17 protein-coding genes are annotated in these 19,887 nt (G+C 73.7%); 12 read left to right on the top strand and 5 right to left on the bottom strand.

Annotation, left to right across the window (positions count from 1 at the left end; all coding sequences use genetic code 11):
* The first annotated feature begins 45 nt into the window (after positions 1-45).
* The 8 genes from DEFCA_RS0108615 to DEFCA_RS0108580 all read left to right on the top strand — a co-directional run bounded on the left by DEFCA_RS0108615 (position 46) and on the right by DEFCA_RS0108580 (position 11,539).
* A complete protein-coding gene (locus DEFCA_RS0108615; protein WP_025322625.1) occupies positions 46-714 on the top strand; it encodes a chemotaxis protein CheW in 669 nt (222 codons plus the stop codon).
* The gene (locus tag DEFCA_RS0108610) at positions 707-3,067 is read left to right on the top strand and encodes a methyl-accepting chemotaxis protein (RefSeq protein WP_025322624.1); all 2,361 of its coding nucleotides are present in this window, start codon (positions 707-709) and stop codon (positions 3,065-3,067) included. The genes DEFCA_RS0108615 and DEFCA_RS0108610 overlap by 8 nt, the downstream gene beginning before the upstream one ends.
* A gap of 28 nt (positions 3,068-3,095) precedes the next feature.
* A complete protein-coding gene (locus DEFCA_RS0108605; RefSeq protein ID WP_025322623.1) occupies positions 3,096-5,402 on the top strand; it encodes a HEAT repeat domain-containing protein in 2,307 nt (768 codons plus the stop codon).
* A complete protein-coding gene (locus DEFCA_RS0108600) occupies positions 5,399-6,250 on the top strand; it encodes a CheR family methyltransferase (RefSeq protein ID WP_025322622.1) in 852 nt (283 codons plus the stop codon). Before DEFCA_RS0108605 ends, DEFCA_RS0108600 begins: the two co-directional genes overlap by 4 nt.
* Positions 6,251-6,322: 72 nt before the next feature.
* The gene (locus DEFCA_RS0108595; RefSeq protein WP_025322621.1) at positions 6,323-7,396 is read left to right on the top strand and encodes a protein-glutamate methylesterase/protein-glutamine glutaminase; all 1,074 of its coding nucleotides are present in this window, start codon (positions 6,323-6,325) and stop codon (positions 7,394-7,396) included.
* Positions 7,397-7,948: 552 nt separating this feature from the next.
* Entirely contained in the window at positions 7,949-9,367 is a 1,419-nt protein-coding gene (locus DEFCA_RS0108590) for a mannose-1-phosphate guanylyltransferase/mannose-6-phosphate isomerase (protein ID WP_029733811.1), read from the top strand.
* A gap of 81 nt (positions 9,368-9,448) precedes the next feature.
* On the top strand, positions 9,449-10,210 hold the full coding sequence (locus DEFCA_RS0108585; RefSeq protein WP_025322619.1) for an MBL fold metallo-hydrolase: 762 nt from the start codon (positions 9,449-9,451) through the stop codon (positions 10,208-10,210).
* Between the two features lie 150 nt (positions 10,211-10,360).
* Positions 10,361-11,539, top strand: coding sequence for a DNA polymerase IV (locus tag DEFCA_RS0108580; protein ID WP_025322618.1), 1,179 nt, complete (start codon positions 10,361-10,363; stop codon positions 11,537-11,539).
* Here the strand turns inward: DEFCA_RS0108580 and DEFCA_RS22225 are convergent.
* The 4 genes from DEFCA_RS22225 to DEFCA_RS0108560 form a co-directional block, all read right to left on the bottom strand.
* Positions 11,536-11,709, bottom strand: a complete 174-nt coding sequence (locus DEFCA_RS22225) for a hypothetical protein (RefSeq protein ID WP_169709512.1) — start codon at positions 11,707-11,709, stop codon at positions 11,536-11,538. The genes DEFCA_RS0108580 and DEFCA_RS22225 overlap by 4 nt on opposite strands.
* A 62-nt stretch (positions 11,710-11,771) precedes the next feature.
* Positions 11,772-12,566 (bottom strand): TatD family hydrolase, encoded by a 795-nt coding sequence (locus DEFCA_RS20565; RefSeq protein WP_025322617.1) that lies wholly within the window; start codon positions 12,564-12,566, stop codon positions 11,772-11,774.
* A complete protein-coding gene (gene rlmD, locus DEFCA_RS0108565) occupies positions 12,563-13,756 on the bottom strand; it encodes a 23S rRNA (uracil(1939)-C(5))-methyltransferase RlmD (RefSeq protein WP_084318996.1) in 1,194 nt (397 codons plus the stop codon). Before rlmD ends, DEFCA_RS20565 begins: the two co-directional genes overlap by 4 nt.
* Before the next feature lie 53 nt (positions 13,757-13,809).
* Positions 13,810-14,202 (bottom strand): OsmC family protein, encoded by a 393-nt coding sequence (locus DEFCA_RS0108560; RefSeq protein WP_025322615.1) that lies wholly within the window; start codon positions 14,200-14,202, stop codon positions 13,810-13,812.
* Positions 14,203-14,392: 190 nt separating this feature from the next.
* On the opposite strand from DEFCA_RS0108560, the gene DEFCA_RS0108555 reads away from it, so the two are divergent.
* The 4 genes from DEFCA_RS0108555 to ampD are packed head-to-tail and all read left to right on the top strand — an operon-like array spanning position 14,393 to position 18,223.
* Positions 14,393-15,934 carry an ABC transporter substrate-binding protein gene (locus DEFCA_RS0108555; protein ID WP_029733808.1) on the top strand — a complete coding sequence of 514 codons (1,542 nt, stop codon included), beginning with the start codon at positions 14,393-14,395 and terminating at the stop codon, positions 15,932-15,934.
* On the top strand, positions 15,931-16,839 hold the full coding sequence (gene nikB / locus DEFCA_RS0108550; RefSeq protein ID WP_025322613.1) for a nickel ABC transporter permease: 909 nt from the start codon (positions 15,931-15,933) through the stop codon (positions 16,837-16,839). The genes DEFCA_RS0108555 and nikB overlap by 4 nt, the downstream gene beginning before the upstream one ends.
* A complete protein-coding gene (locus tag DEFCA_RS24095; RefSeq protein WP_084318992.1) occupies positions 16,836-17,690 on the top strand; it encodes an ABC transporter permease in 855 nt (284 codons plus the stop codon). Before nikB ends, DEFCA_RS24095 begins: the two co-directional genes overlap by 4 nt.
* The gene (gene ampD / locus DEFCA_RS0108540; protein ID WP_025322611.1) at positions 17,687-18,223 is read left to right on the top strand and encodes a 1,6-anhydro-N-acetylmuramyl-L-alanine amidase AmpD; all 537 of its coding nucleotides are present in this window, start codon (positions 17,687-17,689) and stop codon (positions 18,221-18,223) included. Before DEFCA_RS24095 ends, ampD begins: the two co-directional genes overlap by 4 nt.
* Positions 18,224-18,306: 83 nt before the next feature.
* Here the strand turns inward: ampD and DEFCA_RS0108535 are convergent, their stop codons facing one another.
* The gene (locus tag DEFCA_RS0108535) at positions 18,307-19,374 is read right to left on the bottom strand and encodes an FAD-dependent oxidoreductase (RefSeq protein ID WP_051463217.1); all 1,068 of its coding nucleotides are present in this window, start codon (positions 19,372-19,374) and stop codon (positions 18,307-18,309) included.
* Positions 19,375-19,887: the final 513 nt, after the last annotated feature.

The following is a 19,887-nucleotide window of genomic DNA, read 5'->3' as shown; positions in this document are numbered from 1 at the left end:
GGCGGGGTCCCCCCGCTTTCGAGACGAAGTCGCCGAGGTGGTTCCATGGCCAAGATCGGTGAGATCCGAAAGAAGAAGACGGCCGCCCGAAAACCGCGCACCCCCAAACCGGCTCCGGCGGAGAAGGCGGAGAAGAAGAAGGACGCCGCCCCGGCGGAGCCGCCCGAGACGCCGCCTCCGCCTGAGGAGCCCGACGGGCCCGGGGCGGGGCCCCCTCCGACCGGGGCCGGGGAGGCGTTCGAGGTCCTGGTGTTCCGGGTGGCGGAGAACCGCTACGCCATCCGGCTGGAGGAGGTGGAACGGGTGGAGATGCCCGAGCACGTGACCCGGGTGCCCCGCACGCCCGACTACGTGCTGGGGGTGGTCACGGTGCGGGGCGAGCCCGTGCCCGCCGTGGACTTCCGGCGCCTGTTCGGGCTGGAACCCCGGCCTTGGGACCTGTCCACCCGCCTGCTGGTGGTGCGCGTCGCAGGCCGCAGGGTGGGGTTCGTGGTGGACGAGGCCCGGTCGGTGCGCCGGATCCGGGGCGACGAGGTGCTCCCGCCGCCCGAGATGATCCACGGGCTGGCCGGCGACTACCTGGTGGGGATCGTGCGGCGGCCCGAGGAGACGCTGCTGGTGGTGAACCTGACCCAGGTGCTGGCCCTGGCCGACCGGGGGGGCCGGGAGGCCGTGATGCAGATGACGTCCGCAAAAGGAGGAACCGATGGCTGAACGGACCCCCAAGGGCAAACGGCAGCCCGCCCCGTCCACCCAGGCCGAGCAGCTGCTCTCGGCGGCCAACGAGCTGGCCGCTGCGTTCCAGGAGGCGCTGGCCCAGGCCGAGGCCGTGACCACCGGTGTGGACCAGACCGGGGCCGCGGCCGAGGAGTTCGCCCGCACCACCGACCGGCTGTCCAAGGCCGCCGAGTCCCTGGCCTCGGCCGCGGCGGAGATCCAGTCGTCCATGGAGGAGATGCGCCAGTCGCTCCAGCATGTGGCGAGCGACACGAACGAGCTGGCCTCGAACGTGGAGGAGACCGGCACCTCGGTGGAGGAGATGGCCCGCGGCATCGAGTCGCTGGCGTCGGATGGAAGGGAGCTCAAGGCGGCGGCAGCGCGGTTCTCCGAAGGGGCGCGGACGATGAGGGCCGTGGCCGACGACATGGTCCGGGCGGCCGAGGCCAACGCCTCGGCCGTGAACGAGACCGGCGCGGCCATCGAGCAGGTGGCCGAGAGCGCCAAGGCCGTGGCGGCCGACGCCGACCGCATGCGCCAGGAGGCCGGTAGCGCCCGGGATGCCGTGGCCGCGTTCGCCCACGGGGTGCGGGAGCTCGACCGAAACGCGGCCGACATGGGGACCGGGGTGGAGGAGACCGCGGCCGCCATGGAGGAGATGACCCGGTCCCTGGAGACCACCGACCGGATGGCCGAGGAGATGGCCCGCCAGGCCGAGGCGTCGGGGTCTGCGGCCAACGAGCTGGCCGCGTCGGTGGAGGAGGTGTCGCGCACCGTGGAGACCATGGTGCGCTCGGTGGAGGCGGCGGCCGATCGGGTGGCCGGGGCGGCCCGGTTCGTGGACGAGACCGCCCGCACGGCCGAGGCGGTGGGAACGTTGATGGACCAGGCCGCCACGGCCGGCGAGGAGGTGGACCGCTCGGTCCAGCGCAGCGCCGAGGTGCTCGAGGCGGTGGCGCGGGAGGCCGACGCGGCCGTATCGGCGGCCCGGCAGGGCAGCGAGCGGATCGCCGGAGCCCTGGGCGCGTTCGGGGCGGTGGAGGAGTCCATGGGCCGGTCGGCCGGGGCCGTGCGGCAGGTGGAGGCCCAGGGCGAGGAGGTGGGCGAGATCGTGGGCACCATCGCCCTGCTGGCCGAGCGCACGAACCTGCTGTCGCTGAACGCCAGCATCGAGGCGGCCCGGGCCGGGGAGCACGGCCGGGGGTTCGCGGTGGTGGCCGAGGAGATCCGGAACCTGGCGGACCGGTCGGCCCAGGCCACGGCCGAGATCCGGGGCATCATCAAGGCCCTGCAGCAGAGCGTGCGCCAGGCGGTGACCACCATGGACGAGGCCTCCCGCACGGCCCGCGAGGGGGCCGCCGGCGCGGCCCAGGCCCGGGAGAGCCTGGCGCGGATCGTGGAGGTGGTGGACTCGCTGGCCGGCCGGGTGTCCATGGCCCGGCAGGGGGCCGAGGAGCAGCTCCGGGCCACCCGGGACCTGATCGGGCGGGTGCGCGAGGTCCGGTCCCGGGGGGACGCCCTGGTGCAGGGGGCGAAGTCCCAGGTGGGGCCCGTGGGCGAGGCGGCCGCCGAGACGGAACGGGTGCGGAAGATGGTTGCCGAGATCCGGGCCGTGGCGGCGGACCAGGCCCGATCGGCCCAGACCATCGTCACGAACACCCGCACCACGGCCGAGGCCGTCGCCCGGGTGCGCGCGGCCGTGGCGGAGCAGACCCAGGCCGCCAAGCAGGTGGCCGAGGCCATGGCCAACATGCGCAAGTCCGTGGTGTCCACCGTGAAGAGCCTGTCCGACCAGTCTGCCGGGGCCGACCAGGTCACCCGGGCCGTGGATGCCACCGCGACATTGGTGGAGAAGGTGTCTCAGGCGGTGCGGGAGCAGACCGCGGCGGCCAACCAGATCGCCCAGGCGGTGGGGGACATGCAGCGTCAGGCGCGCACGGCCGAGCGGCTGGGCGCGGCCGTGGCCGAGACGGGCAACCGGATCGGCGCCGAGGCCGAGGCCCTCACCGAGCTGGCGGCCCGGGTGGGCTCGGGGCTCGAGGCCCAGGCCGCGGCCGCCGGGCAGGTGGCCAAGGCCGTGGTCGAGATGCGCCGCCTGGCGGCGCAGACGGCCCGGGCCACCCAGGAGCAGGCGAGAACCGTGGAGGCCGTGGCGGCCGAGGCGCAGCGGCTGGCCGACAGCGCCGAAGCCCAGGCCCGCACGGTGGAGGACCAGAGCCGGACGGCCGCGGAGCTGGCCACCGCGGTCCACAACCTGCGCCAGGGGATCCGGGAGCTCGGCCGGCTGTTTCGGGACCAGACCGCCACGGTCGAGCGGCTGGAGGAGGCCGCGACGTCCGAGGAGGGCTAGCCCCCCACCCCAACGGCAGGTGTTCCCGATGGCCGACCCGACCCGAACCAACCCCGACACCGACGAGCTCCTGGCCGACCTGCGCTCGGACGACTGGCGGGTGCGCAGGGCCGCTGCCGCAGCCCTTCTGACGGAGGACCGGCCGGAGGCATGGCGGGAGCTCCTGCTGCGCCTGCGCGGCGTCGGCGACGACCCCCACCTGCCCGCAGCGGCCATGCAGGTGCTCTCCGCGGCCGGGTTCGACCCCGGCCCCGCCATGGAGGCGCTGACCGGGGACGACCGGCCCGAGGTGAGGGTGTACGCGGCCCAGTTGCTCGCCCACCTGCCGGGGGAGGAGGCGTTCGGTCTGTTGACCCGGCTGGCCCGCGATCCGGACGCGAACGTGCGGTTCTCGGCCCTGGAGGCCCTGGGGATCCAGGGCCGGCCCGAGGCCTTGTGGCCCCTGGTCCGGGCGCTGCACAGCCAGGACCCCTTCGAGATGCTGCCGGCCCTGGGGGGGCTGGGGGCCCTGGGCGATCCCCTGGCCGAGGTTCCCGTGCTGGGGTCCCTGGGCCGGCCCGAGGTGCGGGCCGCGGCCGTGGACGCCCTGGCCGCCCTGGGCACGGAGCGCGCCGTGGCCCCGCTGGTGCGCCTGCTGGTGGAGGCCGACGCCGGCCTGGCGGCCCGGGTGGCGAGGGCCCTGGTCGCGATCGCCGAACGGGCCGACGAGCGCCACGGCGGCGGCTCGCGCGTCCGGAAGCGCGCGGCCGAGGAGCTGGCGGCGAACCCGGACGCGGCCGAACGCCTGTGCGCCACGGCGCCGGCCGCGGCGAAACGGGAGCCCCGCGCGGTATGCCGCCTGCTGGCGTGGCTGCCCACCGCCGAAGGCGCCCAGGTCCTGACCGGTTTCCTGCCGGATCCGGACCTTCGGCCCCATGCCGTGGCAGCCCTGGGCACGGCCGGAGGCGACGCCGCTGGGTTCTTGGTCTCCCTGTTCTCCCACCCCGACTCCGAGGTGGTGGCCGCCGCGCTTCGGGCGTTCCGGACGCTGGGCCGCGCGGAGCACGCCCGCGACCTGGTGGCGCTCCTGGACCACGCCGACCAGACGGTCCGGCTGCTGGCGGCCGAGGCGTTGTCCATCCTCGGCGAGCCCTCGGTGGTGCCCGCCCTGGTGGAACGCCTGGGGGAGCCGGACCCCCAGGTCCGCCTGGCCCTGGTGGCCGCGGTGAACTCCCTGGGCGGGGACCGGGCCCTGGACCTGGTGCCGCCGCTCCTGGAGAGCGACGTGCCGGAACGCCGGGAGGCCGCCGTGCGGGTCCTGGGGTACTTCGGGTTCCCCGAGACCGCCGAGGCGGTGCTGTCCCGCCTGGACGACCCGGCACCGCGGGTGCGGCTGGCCGCCATCGAAGCCCTCCCCTATCTGGAGCGGCCCGAGGCCGCCGAGAGGCTCCGGCGGGTGGCCCGGGCCGGGGACCCGGTGGAACGGCGCGCGGCGGTGCGGGCCCTGCGCGACGCCGAGGGGGCGGAGGTGGAGACCTCGCTGGAGGCCGCCCTCGACGACCCGGACCCCTGGGTGCGGCTGGAGGCGTTGCGGAGCCTCCGGTTCCGGCGCGCCGCCGGCCTGGCGGAGGCCGCGCTCCGGCTCGCCACCGACCCCATGCCGCCGGTGCGCATCGAGGCCCTGGCCGTGCTGGGAGGGGTGGCCACCCCGAAGGCCGTGGCGGCCCTGATCCGAGGCCTGGACGAGGCCGAGCCCGAGGTGGCGGCGGCCGCCGCCGAGGCCCTGGGGGCCGCCCGCGCCCCGGCCGCGATCGAGGCGCTCATTGCCGCGGCCGAGGCCGGCCCGGCGCCGGTGCGGCGGGCCGCGGTGGAGGCCCTGGGGGGATGGGGCGAGGCGGTTCCGACCCTGGCGGGCCTGGTGCGCCCCGATGCCGATCCGGAGGCGCGTTCGGCCGCGTTCGCGGCGCTCTCGGCCACCCCCTCGACCTGGGCCGCGGCGGTGCTGGCCGACCAGGTGGGGCTGCCGTCCCACCGGGCCGAGGCCGAGGCCGCGTTGGGGCGCCTGGCCAGGGAGAACCCCGACTGCGTGGCGGCTCTGCTGGCCGACCCATCGTCCCGCCGCCGCCGGGCGGCCGTCGTGGCCCTGGGCCGGGCCCGTACCGACCGGGCGGCCGGGTACCTGGTGGACGCCCTGTCGGACTCGGATCCGTCGGTGGCGGCCGCCGCGGTGAACGGGCTGGCCCGCTCGGGCCTCGAACGGCAAGGGGTGCGGCAGAAGATCGCGGCCCTGCGGACCCGGGCGGTGGATCCCCTGGTGCGGGCGGCCTGCGCCGAGGCCTTGGGAGGCGGGGCGTGACCCCACGTGGGGGGGCGGGGCCGTTCGCCCTGGACGAGCGGATGTTTCAGCTGCTGGCCGGACTCGTCGAAGAGTATTGTGGGCTCCGGTTCGATGTGAGCCGACGGGATCTGTTCGCGGAGCGGGTCGGCCGGCGCGTGGCGGCCCTGGGGCTGCCGGGGTTCCTCGACTACTACTACCATCTCAAGTACGACCCGGACGGCCGCGAGGAGCTCCAGCGGGCGGTGGAGGAGCTCGCGATCAACGAGACCTACTTCTTCCGCGAGCCCGGGCCCCTGGAGACCCTGGTGCGGACCTGGATCCCGGAGCGGCACCGGGACCCGGAGCCGTTCCGGGTTTGGTCGGTCGCCTGCTCCACGGGGGCCGAGCCCTACACCCTGGCCATCGTGGCCGAGGAGGAGGGGCTCGCCGACCGGGTGGAGATCTGGGCCTCGGACATCGACCGGCACGCCTTGCAGGAGGCCCGGGCCGCGGTGTACGGGGAGGGGGCCCTCCGGATGACCCCGCCCGACAAGCGCGACCGCTGGTTCGAGCGCACCGAGGGGGGGTGGCGCCTGAAGGATCCCCCCCGGAGCCGGGTGCGGTTCTTCTGGGCCAACGCCCTGGAGCCGGGCGAGGCCGGTCGGGAGGGGCGGTGGCACGCGATCCTGTGCCGGAACCTGATGATCTACTTCGCCGAGGAGACCATCGCCAGGGTGGTGGACCGGTTCCACCGGGCCCTCCGTCCCGGGGGCGTGCTGCTGCTGGGGCTCACGGAGAGCCTGCTGCGGTTCGACACCCCGTTCCGGGTGGAGGAGGTGAACGGCTGGTTCTTCTACGTGAAGGACGGTGGGATGTTAGGACGTTAGGACGTTGGGACGTTGGGACGTGGAGGCGGGGAGGAGATCCCCCCTCGCATGGGCATAGGGGCGGAGGCTGCCATGGACAAGAAGATCCGCGTGCTGGTGGTGGACGACTCTGCGTTCGTGCGCAGGGCCGTAAGCCGGATGCTCGAGGGGACCCCCGACCTGGAGGTGGTGGGCACGGCCCGGGACGGCCTGGACGCCCTGGAGAAGGTGCAGGCCCTGGAGCCGGACGTGATCACCCTGGACCTCATCATGCCCAACCTCGACGGTATCGGGTTCCTGAGGGCCCTCCACGAACAGGGCAGGCGGATCCCGGTGGTGGTCTGCAGCATCGCCAGCGAGGGGGGCGAGAAGGCCATGGCCGCCCTGGACGCCGGAGCGGTGGCCCTGGTGCAGAAGCCCACCGCCCTGGCCCTGGACACGATCTACGAGATCGAGGCCCAGATCGTGGCCCAGGTGCGGGGGGCGGCCCAGGCGGACCCGGCCCGGCTCCGGGAGCCCCCGGATGCCGCGGCGCAGACGGTCGCTCCGGTGGAGGTTCCCGCCGCCGCCGCGGGGCTGGTGGCGGTGGGCGCCAGCACCGGCGGGCCCCAGGCCCTGCGGTACCTGCTGCCCCAGCTGCCCGCCGACTTCCCCCTTCCCGTGGCGGTGGTGGTGCACATGCCCGTGGGGTTCACGGGGCTTTTTGCCGAGCACCTGGACTCGGTGTGCGCCCTCACCGTGGTGGAGGCGGCCGACGGCACCCCCGTGAGCCCGGGCACGATCCTGGTCGCGCCGGCCGGCATCCACTTGAAGTTTCGGCAGGGGCACAACGGGGTGGTCGCCGCATTGGACCCGGAGCCTTCCCAGGGGCTGCACCGGCCCTCGGTGGACGTGCTGTTCGAGGCCGCGGCCGAGACGTTCGGCGCCGGGGTGGTGGGTGTGGTCCTGACCGGCATGGGCGACGACGGCACGGCAGGGGCCAAACGGCTGAAGGAGGCGGGGGGGCGCCTCCTGGCCGAGGCCGAGGCCTCCTGCGTGGTCTACGGCATGCCCCGCTCGGTGGTGGAGGCCGGGCACGCGGACCGGGTCGTGCCCCTGGAGGAGATGCCCCGGGCCATCATGGAGGAGCTGGAGGCCCGCACCGCCCGGGGGGGCGACGGCTCGTGAGGGGGGCCAGGCTCTTCGGTTTCCGCCCGCCGCTTGCCTTTCCGGAAGGCCGATTTATTTATCGGGAGGCGTTCGAGGCGCGGGGCGGTCCCGATCGTGCTCTCGGGATCGTTTGATACCAAGTTGCGTTCCAGCCGAGAGTTCTCGTGGGGCGGGGCAGGGGGTTCAGGATACAGATTTCAGCTCCGTAGGCCCCGAGGCGGCCTGTTTGCGGGGTACAGGCTTTGTGTGCGTCTCGGTCCGAGCGTAGCGTGAGGGGCATGGGGTCTACCTCCGGCCGGGCGCGAAGCCGAGCGTTGAGATTCGCCGCGCAGGCACAAGACACGGGAGTTGGTTTCATCACGGGCGCGTGCAAGGGGTACCATTTCGCGGTCCGGGCGCCGGAGGCGCTGCGCGGCGAGCTAAGGAGCCGCGCCCGGCTCTCCAGCAGACCCCATGCCCCCCGAGGTCTTGGAGTCGAGGCTCGGGAGCCGCCAGGCCGCCTAGCTGCCCAGCCGCCCAGCGGGCCGAAGGCCCAGACCAACGACCAACGACTGACGACCAGCGACCGAAGTGAGGAGGAAAGCCGTGCGCGCAGTGATCCTCGCGGGCGGGAGCGGGACCCGGCTGTGGCCCCTCTCGCGCCAGGCGTTTCCCAAGCAGTTCCTCCCCCTGCTCGGGCAGCGGAGCCTGTTCCAGCAGACCGTGGAGCGGGTGCGGCCCCTGGTGGGGGACGAGGTGTGCGTGGTGGCGACCCGGGACGTCGCCCACCTCGTGGACCGCCAGCTTCGGGACCTGGGCATCGATCCCCACGGCCGGGTGATCTTGGAGCCGGTGGGCCGGAACACCGCCCCGGCCGTGGGGGTGGCGGCCCTGGCGGCGCCGGCCGACACGGTGCTCCTGGTCCTTCCGTCGGACCACGCCATTCGCGACGAGGATGCGTTCCGGTCGGCCCTGGAGCGGGCGGCCGGGGCCGCGGCCGCCGGAAACCTGGTGACCTTCGGCATCGCCCCATCGCGGCCCGAGACCGGCTACGGATACATCCAGGCCGGCGAGCCCCTGCCGGGCTTCGACGGGTTCCGCAGGGTGGCCCGGTTCGTGGAGAAGCCTGACCTGGCGACGGCCCGCCGGTACCTGGACGAGGGGGGGTACTACTGGAACTCCGGCATGTTCGCCTTCCGGGCCGGCACCATTTTGGAGGAGCTGGCCCGCCACGCCCCTGACGTGTGGGCCGGGGTCGAGGCCCTGCGGAACGCGGTGGAGGCGGGCGGGGATCTGCCGGCGGACGGGTACGCCCGGATCCCCAAGATCTCCATCGACTACGCGGTGATGGAGCGGTCGGAGCGGGGCGTGGTGCTGCCGGTGGACCCCGGGTGGTCCGACCTGGGGAGCTTCGCCGCCCTGCTGGATGTGCTGGCCCGGGACGAGGCGGGCAACGCCGTGCGGGTGGACGGGCTGCCCCTGCTCGAGGACAGCCGGGGCAACCTGGTGTGGGCGGGCGACAAGGTGGTGGCGCTGGTGGGGGTGACGGACACGGTGGTGGTGGACACGGCCGATGCGCTGCTGGTTTGCCCCAAGGACCGGAGCCAGGACGTGCGCCGGGTGGCCGAGGCCCTGGCGCGGCAGGGGCGGGAGGAGGCGGTGCACCACCGCACGGTCCACCGGCCCTGGGGCACCTTCACCACCTTGGAGGAGGCGGACGGCCACAAGGTGAAGCGGATCACGGTGTACCCGGGTCAGCGCCTCAGCCTCCAGCTCCACCACCACCGGGCCGAGCAGTGGGTGGTGGTGCGGGGCACGGCCCGGGTGACCCGGGGCGACGAGGTGCTGGACCTGACCGTGGGGCAGACGGTGCACATCCCCAGGGGCGAGAAGCACCGGCTCGAGAACCCGGACGAGGGGCTGCTGGAGATCATCGAGGTCCAGACCGGAGACTACCTGGGCGAGGACGACATCGTGCGCCTCCAGGACGACTACGGCCGCACCCTTTAGTTTCGTTCCCTTCCGGCCGATGGGTACCGGGAACTCGGGTGCCGGCGGGCCGGCACCCTCCCCAGGCGGCCCGGGAGTGCCATGGAGATCATTCCCATCGGGGTCGGCGACGCGTTCGCCAAGACCCTGTATCAGACGAACTTCCTCGTGCGGCCGGCCGAGGGCGAGCCGTTCCTGATCGACTGCGGCCACACCGCGTCCCGGGCCCTGACCGACCTGGGGATCGAGCCCCGGGCGGTGACCCGGGTGGTGCTGAGCCACCTCCACGCCGACCACATCGGCGGCCTGGAGGAGCTGGGGTTCGCAGGGTACTTCGGGTGGGGGATCCGGCCGGACCTGTACGTGCCCGAGGACCTGCTCCCGTGGCTGTGGTCCCACGCCTTGGAGGCCGGCATGGGCCAGCGCCTGCGGGGCGAGCACGGGGAGTTCGAGGCGGACCTGTCCACCTACTTCCGGGTCCATCCATTGGCCGGGCCCGGCACGTTCGAGCTGGGCAGCGTGCGGCTCACGGCCTTCCCCACCCCCCACGTGCCGGGGCGGCCGAGCTGGGGGTTCCGGCTGGAGGACCGGGCCACGGGCGGGCGGGTTCTGCTGCCCTGCGACACCCGGTACGATCCCGGCAACCTCGAGGCCCACGGCGCCGGCGTCGAGGTCGTGTTCCACGACTGCCAGTTCGCCTCCAACGGCGCCCACATCCACGCCACCCTCGACGAGCTGCTGCGTCTGCCCGAGGCCTGGCAGGAGCGGCTGCTCCTGGTGCACTACTCCGACGACTGGGAGGCCCACCGGCACCGGCTGGGCCGGATGCGCCTGGCCGAGCAGGGCCGGGTGTACCGCTTCTGATACGAAGACCTTCAAGCGTACGGGGTGGGGGCCTGGCTCCGGCCGGGCGCGGGTGCGGCATCCGCTCGCCGCGCCTTCTCATGCCGCCGCTTGCCCGTCGCTCCACCAGACCCCCACCCCTTCCCCCGACCCGAGCCCATGCCCGCACCCGTGCCTCGAACCATCCTCCACGTGGATATGGACGCGTTCTACGCGGCCGTGGAGGTGCGCGACCGGCCCGAGCTGCGGGGTCGGCCGGTGATCGTGGGGGCCGACCCCCGGCAGGGCCGGGGCCGGGGGGTGGTGGCCGCGGCCTCGTACGAGGCCCGGGCCTTTGGGGTGCGCTCCGCCATGCCGATCTCCCGGGCCTGGAGCCTGTGCCCCCACGGGGTGTACCTGCGGCCCCGGTTCGCCCGGTACGAGGAGGTGTCCCGGCAGGTGTTCGAGGTGCTCGGGGGCTACACCGACCGGGTCGAGCCCATCAGCATCGACGAGGCGTTCCTGGACCTGACCGGGTGCGAGCGGCTGGTGGGGCCGGGGCCCGAGGCGGCCCGTCGGATCAAGCAGGAGATCCGCCGGGAGCTGGGGCTGGTGGCGTCGGTGGGGGTGGCCCCCAACAAGTTCCTGGCCAAGGTGGCCTCCGACCTGGAGAAGCCCGACGGGCTGACCGTGGTGCCCCCGGGGGGCGAGGCCGCCTTCCTGGCGCCCCTGCCGGTGTCGAGGATCTGGGGCGTGGGACCCAAGACCGCGGCGGAGCTGCGCAGCCGGGGGGTGCGCACCGTCGGCGACCTGCAGCGGCTCCGGCCCGGGGACCTGGAGGCGTGGTTCGGCGAGGCGGGCCGGCAGCTGTGGCGCCTGGCCCGGGGCATCGACGACCGGCCCGTGGAGCCGCCGGCCGAGCCCAAGTCCCTGGGGGCCGAGGTGACCTTTGCCGAGGACGTATCGGACCGGCAGACGGTGCGGCTCACCCTGCTCGACCTGTGCGACCGGGTGGCCGCCCGGCTGCGGCGGCACGGGGTCCGGGCCCGGGGCGTGACCCTGAAGTTCCGGGACGCGCAGTTCCGGACGGCCACCCGGTCGGCGTCGTTGGAGCCCCCCACCGACCTGGCGGAGGACCTGTTCGCCGCGGTGGAGCTCCTGGTCGCCCGGGTCCCGTGGCCCAGGGGGGGCAGGGTGAGGCTGGTGGGGGTCCAGGCCGCGCGCCTGGTGCCGGCCGCGGCCGGATGGCAGCCCGGCCTGTTCGAGGCCGACGCGGACCGCCGGCGCCGGGCCGCCCAGGCCCAGGACGAGGTCCGCAGGCGGTTCGGCCGGCAGGGGATCGTCCGGGCGGCGCTCCTGCGCCGGCGCTAGCGCAGATCCTGACGGGTTTCGGTGCGGGGTGCGTCGGGGGGCGTGGACAGAACGTGGAGCACGGCCACGAAGAGCCCCAGCGCCGAGCCCAACACCACCACGTACAGCAGCGGGCCGCGGGCCTTGTACTTGAGACGCCGCCACCATCGGGGCTTCCGGGGTCTCGCCATGGGGTTCCCTCCGTGGATACGGGGCCGTTCCGTTCTCCCTTCGGCCGGCCCGGGAAAAACCTTTACCCGGCCCCGGCCTCCCCCAACCGGAACCAGGCCGCCGCGTTGTCGCGGGCGATCTTTCGGGCCACGGGCTCGGGGAGCCCGGGCGCCCGGGAGAAGGCCCACAGGTCCTCGAAGAACCGGGTCCCCGAGTCGGTGTTCAGGCACAGCCGGTCGGCCGCCTCGGGATGGGCCCGGAGCACCGCGCGCACGTCGTCGGCCGAGCTCTTCAAGGGGCTCAGGCTCATCCCGATCCGGAGCCCCGCCTCCAGGGCCCACGGCGCCGTGACCGGGGTCGTGTGGTCCACGACCGCCCGCCCGGCTGCGGCAGGATGCCGGACCAGGGCTGCGAGCACGGCCCGGGTGACCCGCTCCTTGTCCTGCCGGGGCGTGTGCACCCCGAACATCTGGCCGCGATCGCCCAGCTCGGCCGCCAGACCGAGCTGGGCCTCGAACACCTCCAGCTCCCGGTCCGACGCGGTCTCCAGGCCGATCTCTCCGATGCCCCGGCACAGGGGGTGGTCCAGAAGGGGCCGCAGCAGGTCCCCGAGCGCCTCCGGCCGGAGGTCCGGCGGGATGTTGCGGGGATGCACCCCCACCAGGAACGCGCAGACCACCCCCGCCCGGGCCACCTCCTCCACGGCCGCGATCTGGGCGCGCCAGTAGGCCCTCAGGTCCGACACCGACCCGACGCGGTGGGCGAACGACCACCCCACCAGGCCGCCACCCGCCGCCTTGATCCAGGCGATGCGGCCCGGGTGGGCCTGGAGCACGTGGTCCAGGTGACAGTGGCCGTCCACGAACCCGAGGGTCACGGCCCACGCTCCAGGAGCACCAGGGTCTCCACGTGGTCGGTGCCGGGCAGGAAGTCGTAGGGGGTCACCCGCACGATGCGGTAGGGGGCCTGCTCCAGCAGCAGGGCCAGGTCCCGGGCCAGGGTTTGGGGGTTGCACGAGAGGTAGGCGATGCGCCGGGGCTCCAGGGCCGCCAGCGCGTCGATCACGCCGGCGTCGGCCCCCTTCCGGGCCGGGTTCAGCACGGCCACGGCCGGCCGGAACCCCTCGGACACGAGCTCCCACGCCTCGGCCGCGGCATCCCCCTGGCGGAACAGGGCGTTCTCCACGCCGGCCCTCCGGGCGTTGGCCCGGGCGTCGTCGGCCGCCACCGGGTGGGCCTCGACCCCCACCACCCGGCGGGCCCGGGCCGCCAGGGCGATGGCGGTCACCCCCACCCCGGAGTAGAGGTCCAACACGTCGTCCCCCGGGCCCGGGTCCAGGGCCTCCACCAGGGCGCGGTAGGCCTCGTCGGCCAGGTCCCGGTTGGCCTGGAGGAAGGCGCCCGGCGAGGCCCGGAACTCCAGGCCCAGGAACCGTTCCTCGAGGACCGGGTCCCCGAGGATCGGCTCCCATCGGGGGCCGAACACCGCGTTGCCCGAGCTGGGGTTCACGTTCCAGGCGACCCCGGCCACGGCCGGCACGGCCTCCCGCAGCCGGGCGGCCAGGCTCCGCAGGGTGCCCGCGCCCTCGTCCGTGCGGGTGACCAGGGTCACGGCCACCCGGCCCGTGGCCCGGCTCTCCTGAAACGCGGCGTACCGCAGCCACCCCTGCCCACCGGGCCCCTGCCACACCAGGCCGGGCGCCCGGCCGATCAACGTCCGCAGGGCCCGGGCCGCGGCAGCCACCCCGGCGGTGTGGGCCGGGCAGCGGGGGATGTCCACCACCCGGTGGGAGCCCCGGGCGAAGATGCCCAGCACCACCCGCGTGCCCTGGCGGCCGAATACCAGCTTGGCTCCGGCCCGGTACCCGGCCGTGCGGGGTGCCGGCACCACGGCGTCCACCGGCACGATCCGGCCCAGGTGCAGGGCCAGGGCCTCGGCGACCGTGCGCCGCTTCGTCTCCATCTGCTCCGGGGCCGGCAGGTGCGCCAGGGCGCACCCCGGGCACCCCGAATGGGGACAGGCTGGGGGCGGTCTAGGGTGAGGGGACGGGTCGTCTTCCGCGATCATGGCCCCGATGGTGCGGAACTCCCAAGGGTTTTGTCAAGCCCAGAGTCCCCCACCTACCCCTCGATCACGGTCTCGAACTCCGGGGGCTCCAGAATGTGGCGTTTGACCGAGCACTCGTCCACCGCCCGCACGATGGCCTTGCGGTACTTCTCGGGGAACCCCTCGGGGAGCCGGAGCCGCAGCACGATCTTCGACACCCGGTGCCGCTCCGGGTCCCGCTCGGTGTCCAGGGTCAGGCCGAGCCCGGCCGTGTCGATGCCGCGCTGCTGGCAGAACCTCAGGGCGAAGAAACCGGCGCAGGCCGCGATCGACGCCAGGAACAGCTCGAACGGCGAGGGGGCCGTGCCCCCGCCTCCGGCCCCTTCGGGCTGGTCCGTGCGGATCGTGAACCCCCGCTGCAGCACCTCGACCGCAACCCCACCGGGGTACCGAACTTCCATGGCCATGGGTCTTCTCCTTATCGACGCTGGAAGGCTGGAAAGCCAGAAGGCCGGAAGGCTTCGCCGCGGCCTTTTGATGCTTCTCGGCCCGGCTGGGTTTCACGTTGAGCCTTCGGCTCGATGGGCGGCTGGCCGCCTCGCAGCCTGCCGAAGCCCACCTCTGGTTCGGGGCGGCGGCCGTGGGTACCATAGGGGCATGGGAGCCCGCGTCGCACGGATCGTATCGCTCGCCGTCGCCCTGCTGGCGGCCGGAGCCATGGGGTGCCGCACCGGCCCGGAGCCGGCGGCGTTCCGGGTGGGGATCGAGTCCACCCCCACCACCCTGGATCCCCGGTACGCGGCCGGGGCCCACGCCGTCCGGATCCTGCCCCTGCTGTTCCACGGCCTGCTCAAGGCCGACCCCTCGGGCCGGCTGGTGCCCGACCTGGCCGTGGCGTGGGAGCAGCCGGACGAGCGCACCCACGTGCTGCGGCTTCGGCAGGGGGTCCGGTTCCACGACGGCTCCGAGCTGACGGCCCGGGACGTGGTGGCCACCTACCGGTACGTGGCCGACCCGGCCCACGGGTGCCCGGCCGCGGGGGCCCTGGAGCCGCTCCGGTCGGTCGAGGCGGCCGACCCCTACACCGTGGTGTTCCGGCTGAAGCGGGTCTACGTGTCGTTCCCCTCGCTGCTCACCCTGGGCATCCTGCCCCAGGGCCTGGCGAACCGCAAGGACCTGGGCGATCGGGTGGTGGGGACCGGCCCGTACCGACTGGCCGCCTTCCGGCCGGGCGAGGAGATCGTGCTGGAGGCGTTCCCGGAGCACTTCGAGGGGCCGCCGGCCCTCGAGCGGATCCGGTTCCGCATCATTCCCAACGCCACCACCCGGCTGCTGGAGATCCGCTCGGGCGGGCTGGACCTGCTCCAGAACGCCGTGCCCCCCTACAGCGTGCGGTTCCTGAAGCGGGATCCGAATCTCCAGGTGATCGTGTCGCCCGGAACCTCGTATCAGTACATCGGTTTCAATTGTGAAGACCCGATCTTGAAGGATGTGCGGGTCCGCCGGGCCATCGCCCACGCCGTGGACCGCCAGGCCCTGATCCGGTTCGCCCTGGACGGGCTGGCCCGGCCGGCCACCACCCTGTTCCCCCCGGAGCACTGGGCCCACAACCCGGACGTGCCCACCTACCCCTACGACCCGGACCGGGCCCGACGGCTCCTGGACGAGGCCGGCTACCCCGACCCCGACGGGCCGGGGCCGGCCGTGCGGTTCCGGCTCAGCTACAAGACCAGCACGGACAAGACCGCCAACGAGGTGGCCCGGGTGATCGCCGAGCAGCTCGGCCGGGTGGGCATCGGGGTGGATGTGCGCAGCTTCGAGTGGGGGACCTTCTTCTCCGACGTCAAAAGGGGCGACTTCCAGCTCATGAGCCTGCGGTGGATCGGGCTTCGGGACCCGGACGTGTTCCACTACCTGTTCCACTCCGCCTCGGTGCCGCCCCGGGGGGCCAACCGGGGCCGGTACCGGAACCCCCAGGTGGACGCCTGGATCGACGAGAGCCGCCGCACGACCGACCCGGAGCGGCGGCGGGAGCTGTACTTCCGCATCCAGGAGGCCGTGGCCCGCGACTGCGTGTACGTGAGCCTGTGGTGGCTCGACAACGTGGTGGTGCTGCGCCGGGGGTACACCGGGTTCGAGCCCCTGCCCGGCGGGGAGTACACCAGCCTGGCCCGGGTGAGGCCGGAGGGGGCGCCGTGATCCGGCGGCGGCTCGTGACCCTGGTGCCCACCGTGCTGGGCGTGGTGACCCTGGTGTTCCTGCTGGTGCACCTGGTGCCGGGCGACCCGGTGGACGTGATGCTGGGCGAGACCGCCAACCCGGCCGACAAGGCGGCCCTGCGGGCCGAGCTGGGGCTCGACCGGCCCCTGGCCGAGCAGTACCTGGGGTACCTGGCCGGGGTGGCCCGGGGCGACCTGGGCCGAAGCATCCTCTACCGCCGGCCCGTGGCCGAGCTGCTGGCCGCCCGGATCCCGGCCACCCTGGAGCTGTCCGCGGCCGCCCTGGCCGTGGCCCTGATCCTGGCCGTGCCCCTGGGGGTGGCCGCGGCCCGGCGCAAGGACACGGCCGTGGACCGGGGGAGCCTGGTGGCGAGCCTGCTGGGGGTGTCGATCCCCAACTTCTGGCTCGGGCCGCTCCTGGTGCTGGCCTTCTCCGTGCACCTCCGGTGGTTCCCCGTGTCGGGCCGGGCGGGCTGGGCCAGCCTGGTGCTTCCCGCGGTCACCCTGGGCACGGCCCTGGCGGCCATGCTGACCCGGATGCTCCGGTCGAGCCTGGTGGAGGTGCTGGGCGCCGAGTACCTCACGGCGGCCCGGGCCCGGGGCGTGGGCGAGGGCCGGGTGCTGTGGGTCCACGCCCTGCGAAACGCCCTGCTGCCCGTGATCACCGTGCTGGGCCTGCAGATGGGGTCCCTCCTCTCGGGGGCCGTGGTGACCGAGGCGGTGTTCTCGTGGCCCGGGCTGGGCACCCTGCTGCTCCAGGCCATCCACGGTCGGGACTACCCCTTGGTGCAGGGGTGCGTGCTGGTGATCAGCCTGGGGTACGTGGGGGTGAACCTGCTGGCCGACTGGGCCTACCGGTGGGCCGACCCGAGGGTGCGGGGATGAGGGGGATCGCGACCGCGCTGCGCCGGATCCCGGGCGGCCGGGTGTTCGTGCTGGCCGCGGCCGGATGCCTGGCGCTTCTGGTGGTCGGCGCCGTGCTCGCGCCGGTGCTGGCGCCGGCCGACCCCCAGGCCATCGACCTGGACGGCACCCTCGAGGGGCCGAGCCGGGCCCACCCCCTGGGCCAGGACCGCCTGGGCCGGGACGTGCTGGCGGGCATCCTCTACGGCGGCCGGGTGAGCCTGGCGGTGGGGTTCTCGGTGGTGGGCGTGAGCCTGGTGGTGGGCACGGGGCTCGGGCTGTGGGCCGGGTACCGGGGCGGATGGGTGGACGAGGTCCTGATGCGGGTGGTGGACATCCTCTTGGCGTTTCCCGGCATCCTGCTCGCGATCGCGTTGGCTGGGGTGCTGGGGCCGAGTCTTCGCAATTTGATCATCGCCCTTTGTGCCATGGGATGGGTGGGGTTTGCCCGCCTGGTCCGGGGCGAGGTCCTGTCCCTGCGGGAGCGGGAGTTCGTGACCGCGGCCCGGGTGCTGGGCGCCGGGCCCGTGCGGATCGCCCTGGGCCACCTGCTGCCCAACCTGGTGGGGGTGCTGGCCGTGCAGGCCACGTTCGGCCTGGCCGGCACCATCCTGGCCGAATCCACCCTTTCGTTTTTGGGGCTGGGGCCCCAGGACGTGCCCACCTGGGGCGGGCTGCTGAGCCAGGGGGTGGACTACCTGCTGTTCGCGCCCCACCTGGCCCTGTTCCCGGGCCTGGCGATCCTGGTGGCCGTGCTGGGGATCAACGTGCTGGGTGACGTGCTGCGCGACCGGCTCGACCCCCGGGCCGGGCCGTCGGGGGAGCGGCCGTGATCGTGCCCTGGGCCCGGTGGGTGCCGAGCCCCAACGCATCCGACCGGGGCGGGGCCGAGGTGGACGCGGTGGTGCTCCACCACATCAGCCTGCCGCCGGGCGAGTTCGGCGGGGGCCACATCGAGGCGCTGTTCCAGAACCGGCTCGATCCCGGGCTGCACCCCTACTTCCGGCAGATCGCGGACCTGCGGGTGTCGGCCCACTTCCTGATCGACCGCCGGGGCGGGTGCGTGCAGTTCGTGGACACCGACCGCAAGGCTTGGCACGCGGGCGAGAGCCTGCTCGACGGGGTGCCCGACGTGAACCGGTTCTCGGTGGGCATCGAGCTGGAGGGGGACGAGGTCACCCCCTACACCGAGCCCCAGTACCAGACCCTGGATCGGCTCCTGGCGGAGCTGATGCGGGCCCACCCCGCCATCCGGCCGGAGCGGATCGTGGGGCACGAGCACGTGGCCCCGGGCCGCAAGCGCGACCCCGGCCCCCTGTTCGACTGGAAACGGGTGAGGGAGGCGGCTGGAAGGCTGGAAGGCTAGAAAGCTAGAAAGCTAGGAGGCTAGAAGGCTGGCGATCCACCAACGCCAAGGATTCCCCCTCTCCCCCCCCCACTGCCAACGGCTCACGATTTCCGGCCCTTCAGGAACTGCTCGATGGCCAGGACCGCCTTGGCCCCCTCGCCGGCCGCGATGAGGATGCGCTTGCCGAAGGTGTTGGTCACGTCGCCCGCCGCGTACAGGCCCGGCAGGCCGGTGCGGCAGTTGCCGTCGATCTCCACCTCGCCCCGCTCGTTCACGTGGACCAGGTCCCGCACCAGGTCGCTGTTGGGCACCAGCCCGATCTCCACGAACACCGCCTCCACCGGCAGCACCTCCTCGGCGCCGTTGTCCTGGTTGCGCACCACCAGCACCTCGGCCCGGTCGGTGCCCTCGATCCGCAGCGGGGTCCGGTTCTGCAGCACCACGATCGCGTCCGAGGCGGCCACCTTCTCCTTGAGGTACTCGTCGGCCCGGTACGACCGGGTCACCAGGGTCACCCGGGCCCCCTCCTCGGCGAGGCCCAGGGCGGCCTGGGCGGCCGAGTTCCCCCCGCCCACCACCGCCACCTCGGTGCCGTCGTACCGGTTCGCCGCCAGGGCGTGGAACTCCAGCACGCCCCGGCCCAGGAACTCCTGCTCGCCCGGAATCCCCAGCCGGCGGCGCTTCATGCCCGTGGCCAGGATCACGGTGCGGCTCCGGTACGTCCGGTCGTCGTCGGTGCGCACCTCGAACACCCCGCCGTGCTTCTCCACGGAGGTGACCCCGCAGATCTGGTGCGAGAGCTTCAGGCTCTCGAACAGCTGTTTCTGGAACCGGTCCACCAGCTCGGGGCCGGTGATCAGGTCGAAGCCGGGGTAGTTCACGATGGCCGTGGAGTCCCAGGCCTGGCCCCCCAGGCTCTTGGTGAGGAACAGGGTGTCCAGCCCCGTGAGCGCGGCGTAGATGCCGGCCGAGATGCCGGCCGGCCCCCCGCCGATGATGATCACGTCGAACAGGTAGTCCGTCAGACGCTTCGTGGGCTCGCACACGAACTTCTCCCGGCACGACACCGAGCAGAAGTACACGGTCTCGCCCCTGCACTCCGTGCTGGGGGCCGTGTCCGGGTTCTCCACCGGCTTGCCGCACACCGGGTCCACCACGCGTTCGATCACGGGGCTCCTCCTCCGTTGGTGGGGTAGACCCCTCAGGGGTCTTTGGGCCGAAGGCCCCAAGGTCACGTGTGCTCCCCCACGCGGGCCTGCTCTACCGCCAGGAGCTTGGCATCCTCCCGTCCCAACCTCCCAGCGGGCCATAGGCCCCGAGTTGTCGTGTAGCCCCGTCAGGCCCCTGCGGGGCCCTGCAACGGGGAGAGTAGCTTTCCCTGAACCATGAGGTGACGCCAAAGACGCCTGGTCATGGTTAGAACGCTTGGAAAGCCGTGAGGTTTTCAAGCCTCCCGGCGTCCTAACGGAAGTTACTGGGAAGCCCCCTTCGGCCCTGGGGGGCCCTACGACGTAAAGAGTAACGGCTGGGTGAGGCCCGGTGTGGCAGCGGCGTCCACGCCGCGATTCGGGCCGTAGGCCCGCACAGGGAATGCATCGCGGCCCAAAGGGCCGCTCCCCCGGTGCTGTTCAGGCTATCGAGCTGGAATCACGATGGTTTTAGCTGCCTAGCCGCCTAGCTGC

The organism is Deferrisoma camini S3R1 (genome assembly GCF_000526155.1).
GTDB lineage: Bacteria > Desulfobacterota > Deferrisomatia > Deferrisomatales > Deferrisomataceae > Deferrisoma > Deferrisoma camini.
This window is presented reverse-complemented; position numbering and strand designations above follow the sequence as displayed.

Excerpts from the sequence above, each read along its gene's own strand:
- DEFCA_RS0108610 (WP_025322624.1), top strand. The coding sequence starts at position 707 with ATGGCTGAACGGACCCCCAAGGGCAAACGGCAGCCCGCCCCGTCCACC.
- rlmD (WP_084318996.1), bottom strand. The coding sequence starts at position 13,756 with ATGATCGCGGAAGACGACCCGTCCCCTCACCCTAGACCGCCCCCAGCC.
- DEFCA_RS0108555 (WP_029733808.1), top strand. The coding sequence starts at position 14,393 with ATGGGAGCCCGCGTCGCACGGATCGTATCGCTCGCCGTCGCCCTGCTG.
- DEFCA_RS0108595 (WP_025322621.1), top strand. The coding sequence starts at position 6,323 with ATGGACAAGAAGATCCGCGTGCTGGTGGTGGACGACTCTGCGTTCGTG.
- DEFCA_RS0108615 (WP_025322625.1), top strand. The coding sequence starts at position 46 with ATGGCCAAGATCGGTGAGATCCGAAAGAAGAAGACGGCCGCCCGAAAA.
- DEFCA_RS0108560 (WP_025322615.1), bottom strand. The coding sequence starts at position 14,202 with ATGGCCATGGAAGTTCGGTACCCCGGTGGGGTTGCGGTCGAGGTGCTG.
- DEFCA_RS0108605 (WP_025322623.1), top strand. The coding sequence starts at position 3,096 with ATGGCCGACCCGACCCGAACCAACCCCGACACCGACGAGCTCCTGGCC.
- DEFCA_RS22225 (WP_169709512.1), bottom strand. The coding sequence starts at position 11,709 with ATGGCGAGACCCCGGAAGCCCCGATGGTGGCGGCGTCTCAAGTACAAG.
- DEFCA_RS0108585 (WP_025322619.1), top strand. The coding sequence starts at position 9,449 with ATGGAGATCATTCCCATCGGGGTCGGCGACGCGTTCGCCAAGACCCTG.
- DEFCA_RS24095 (WP_084318992.1), top strand. The coding sequence starts at position 16,836 with ATGAGGGGGATCGCGACCGCGCTGCGCCGGATCCCGGGCGGCCGGGTG.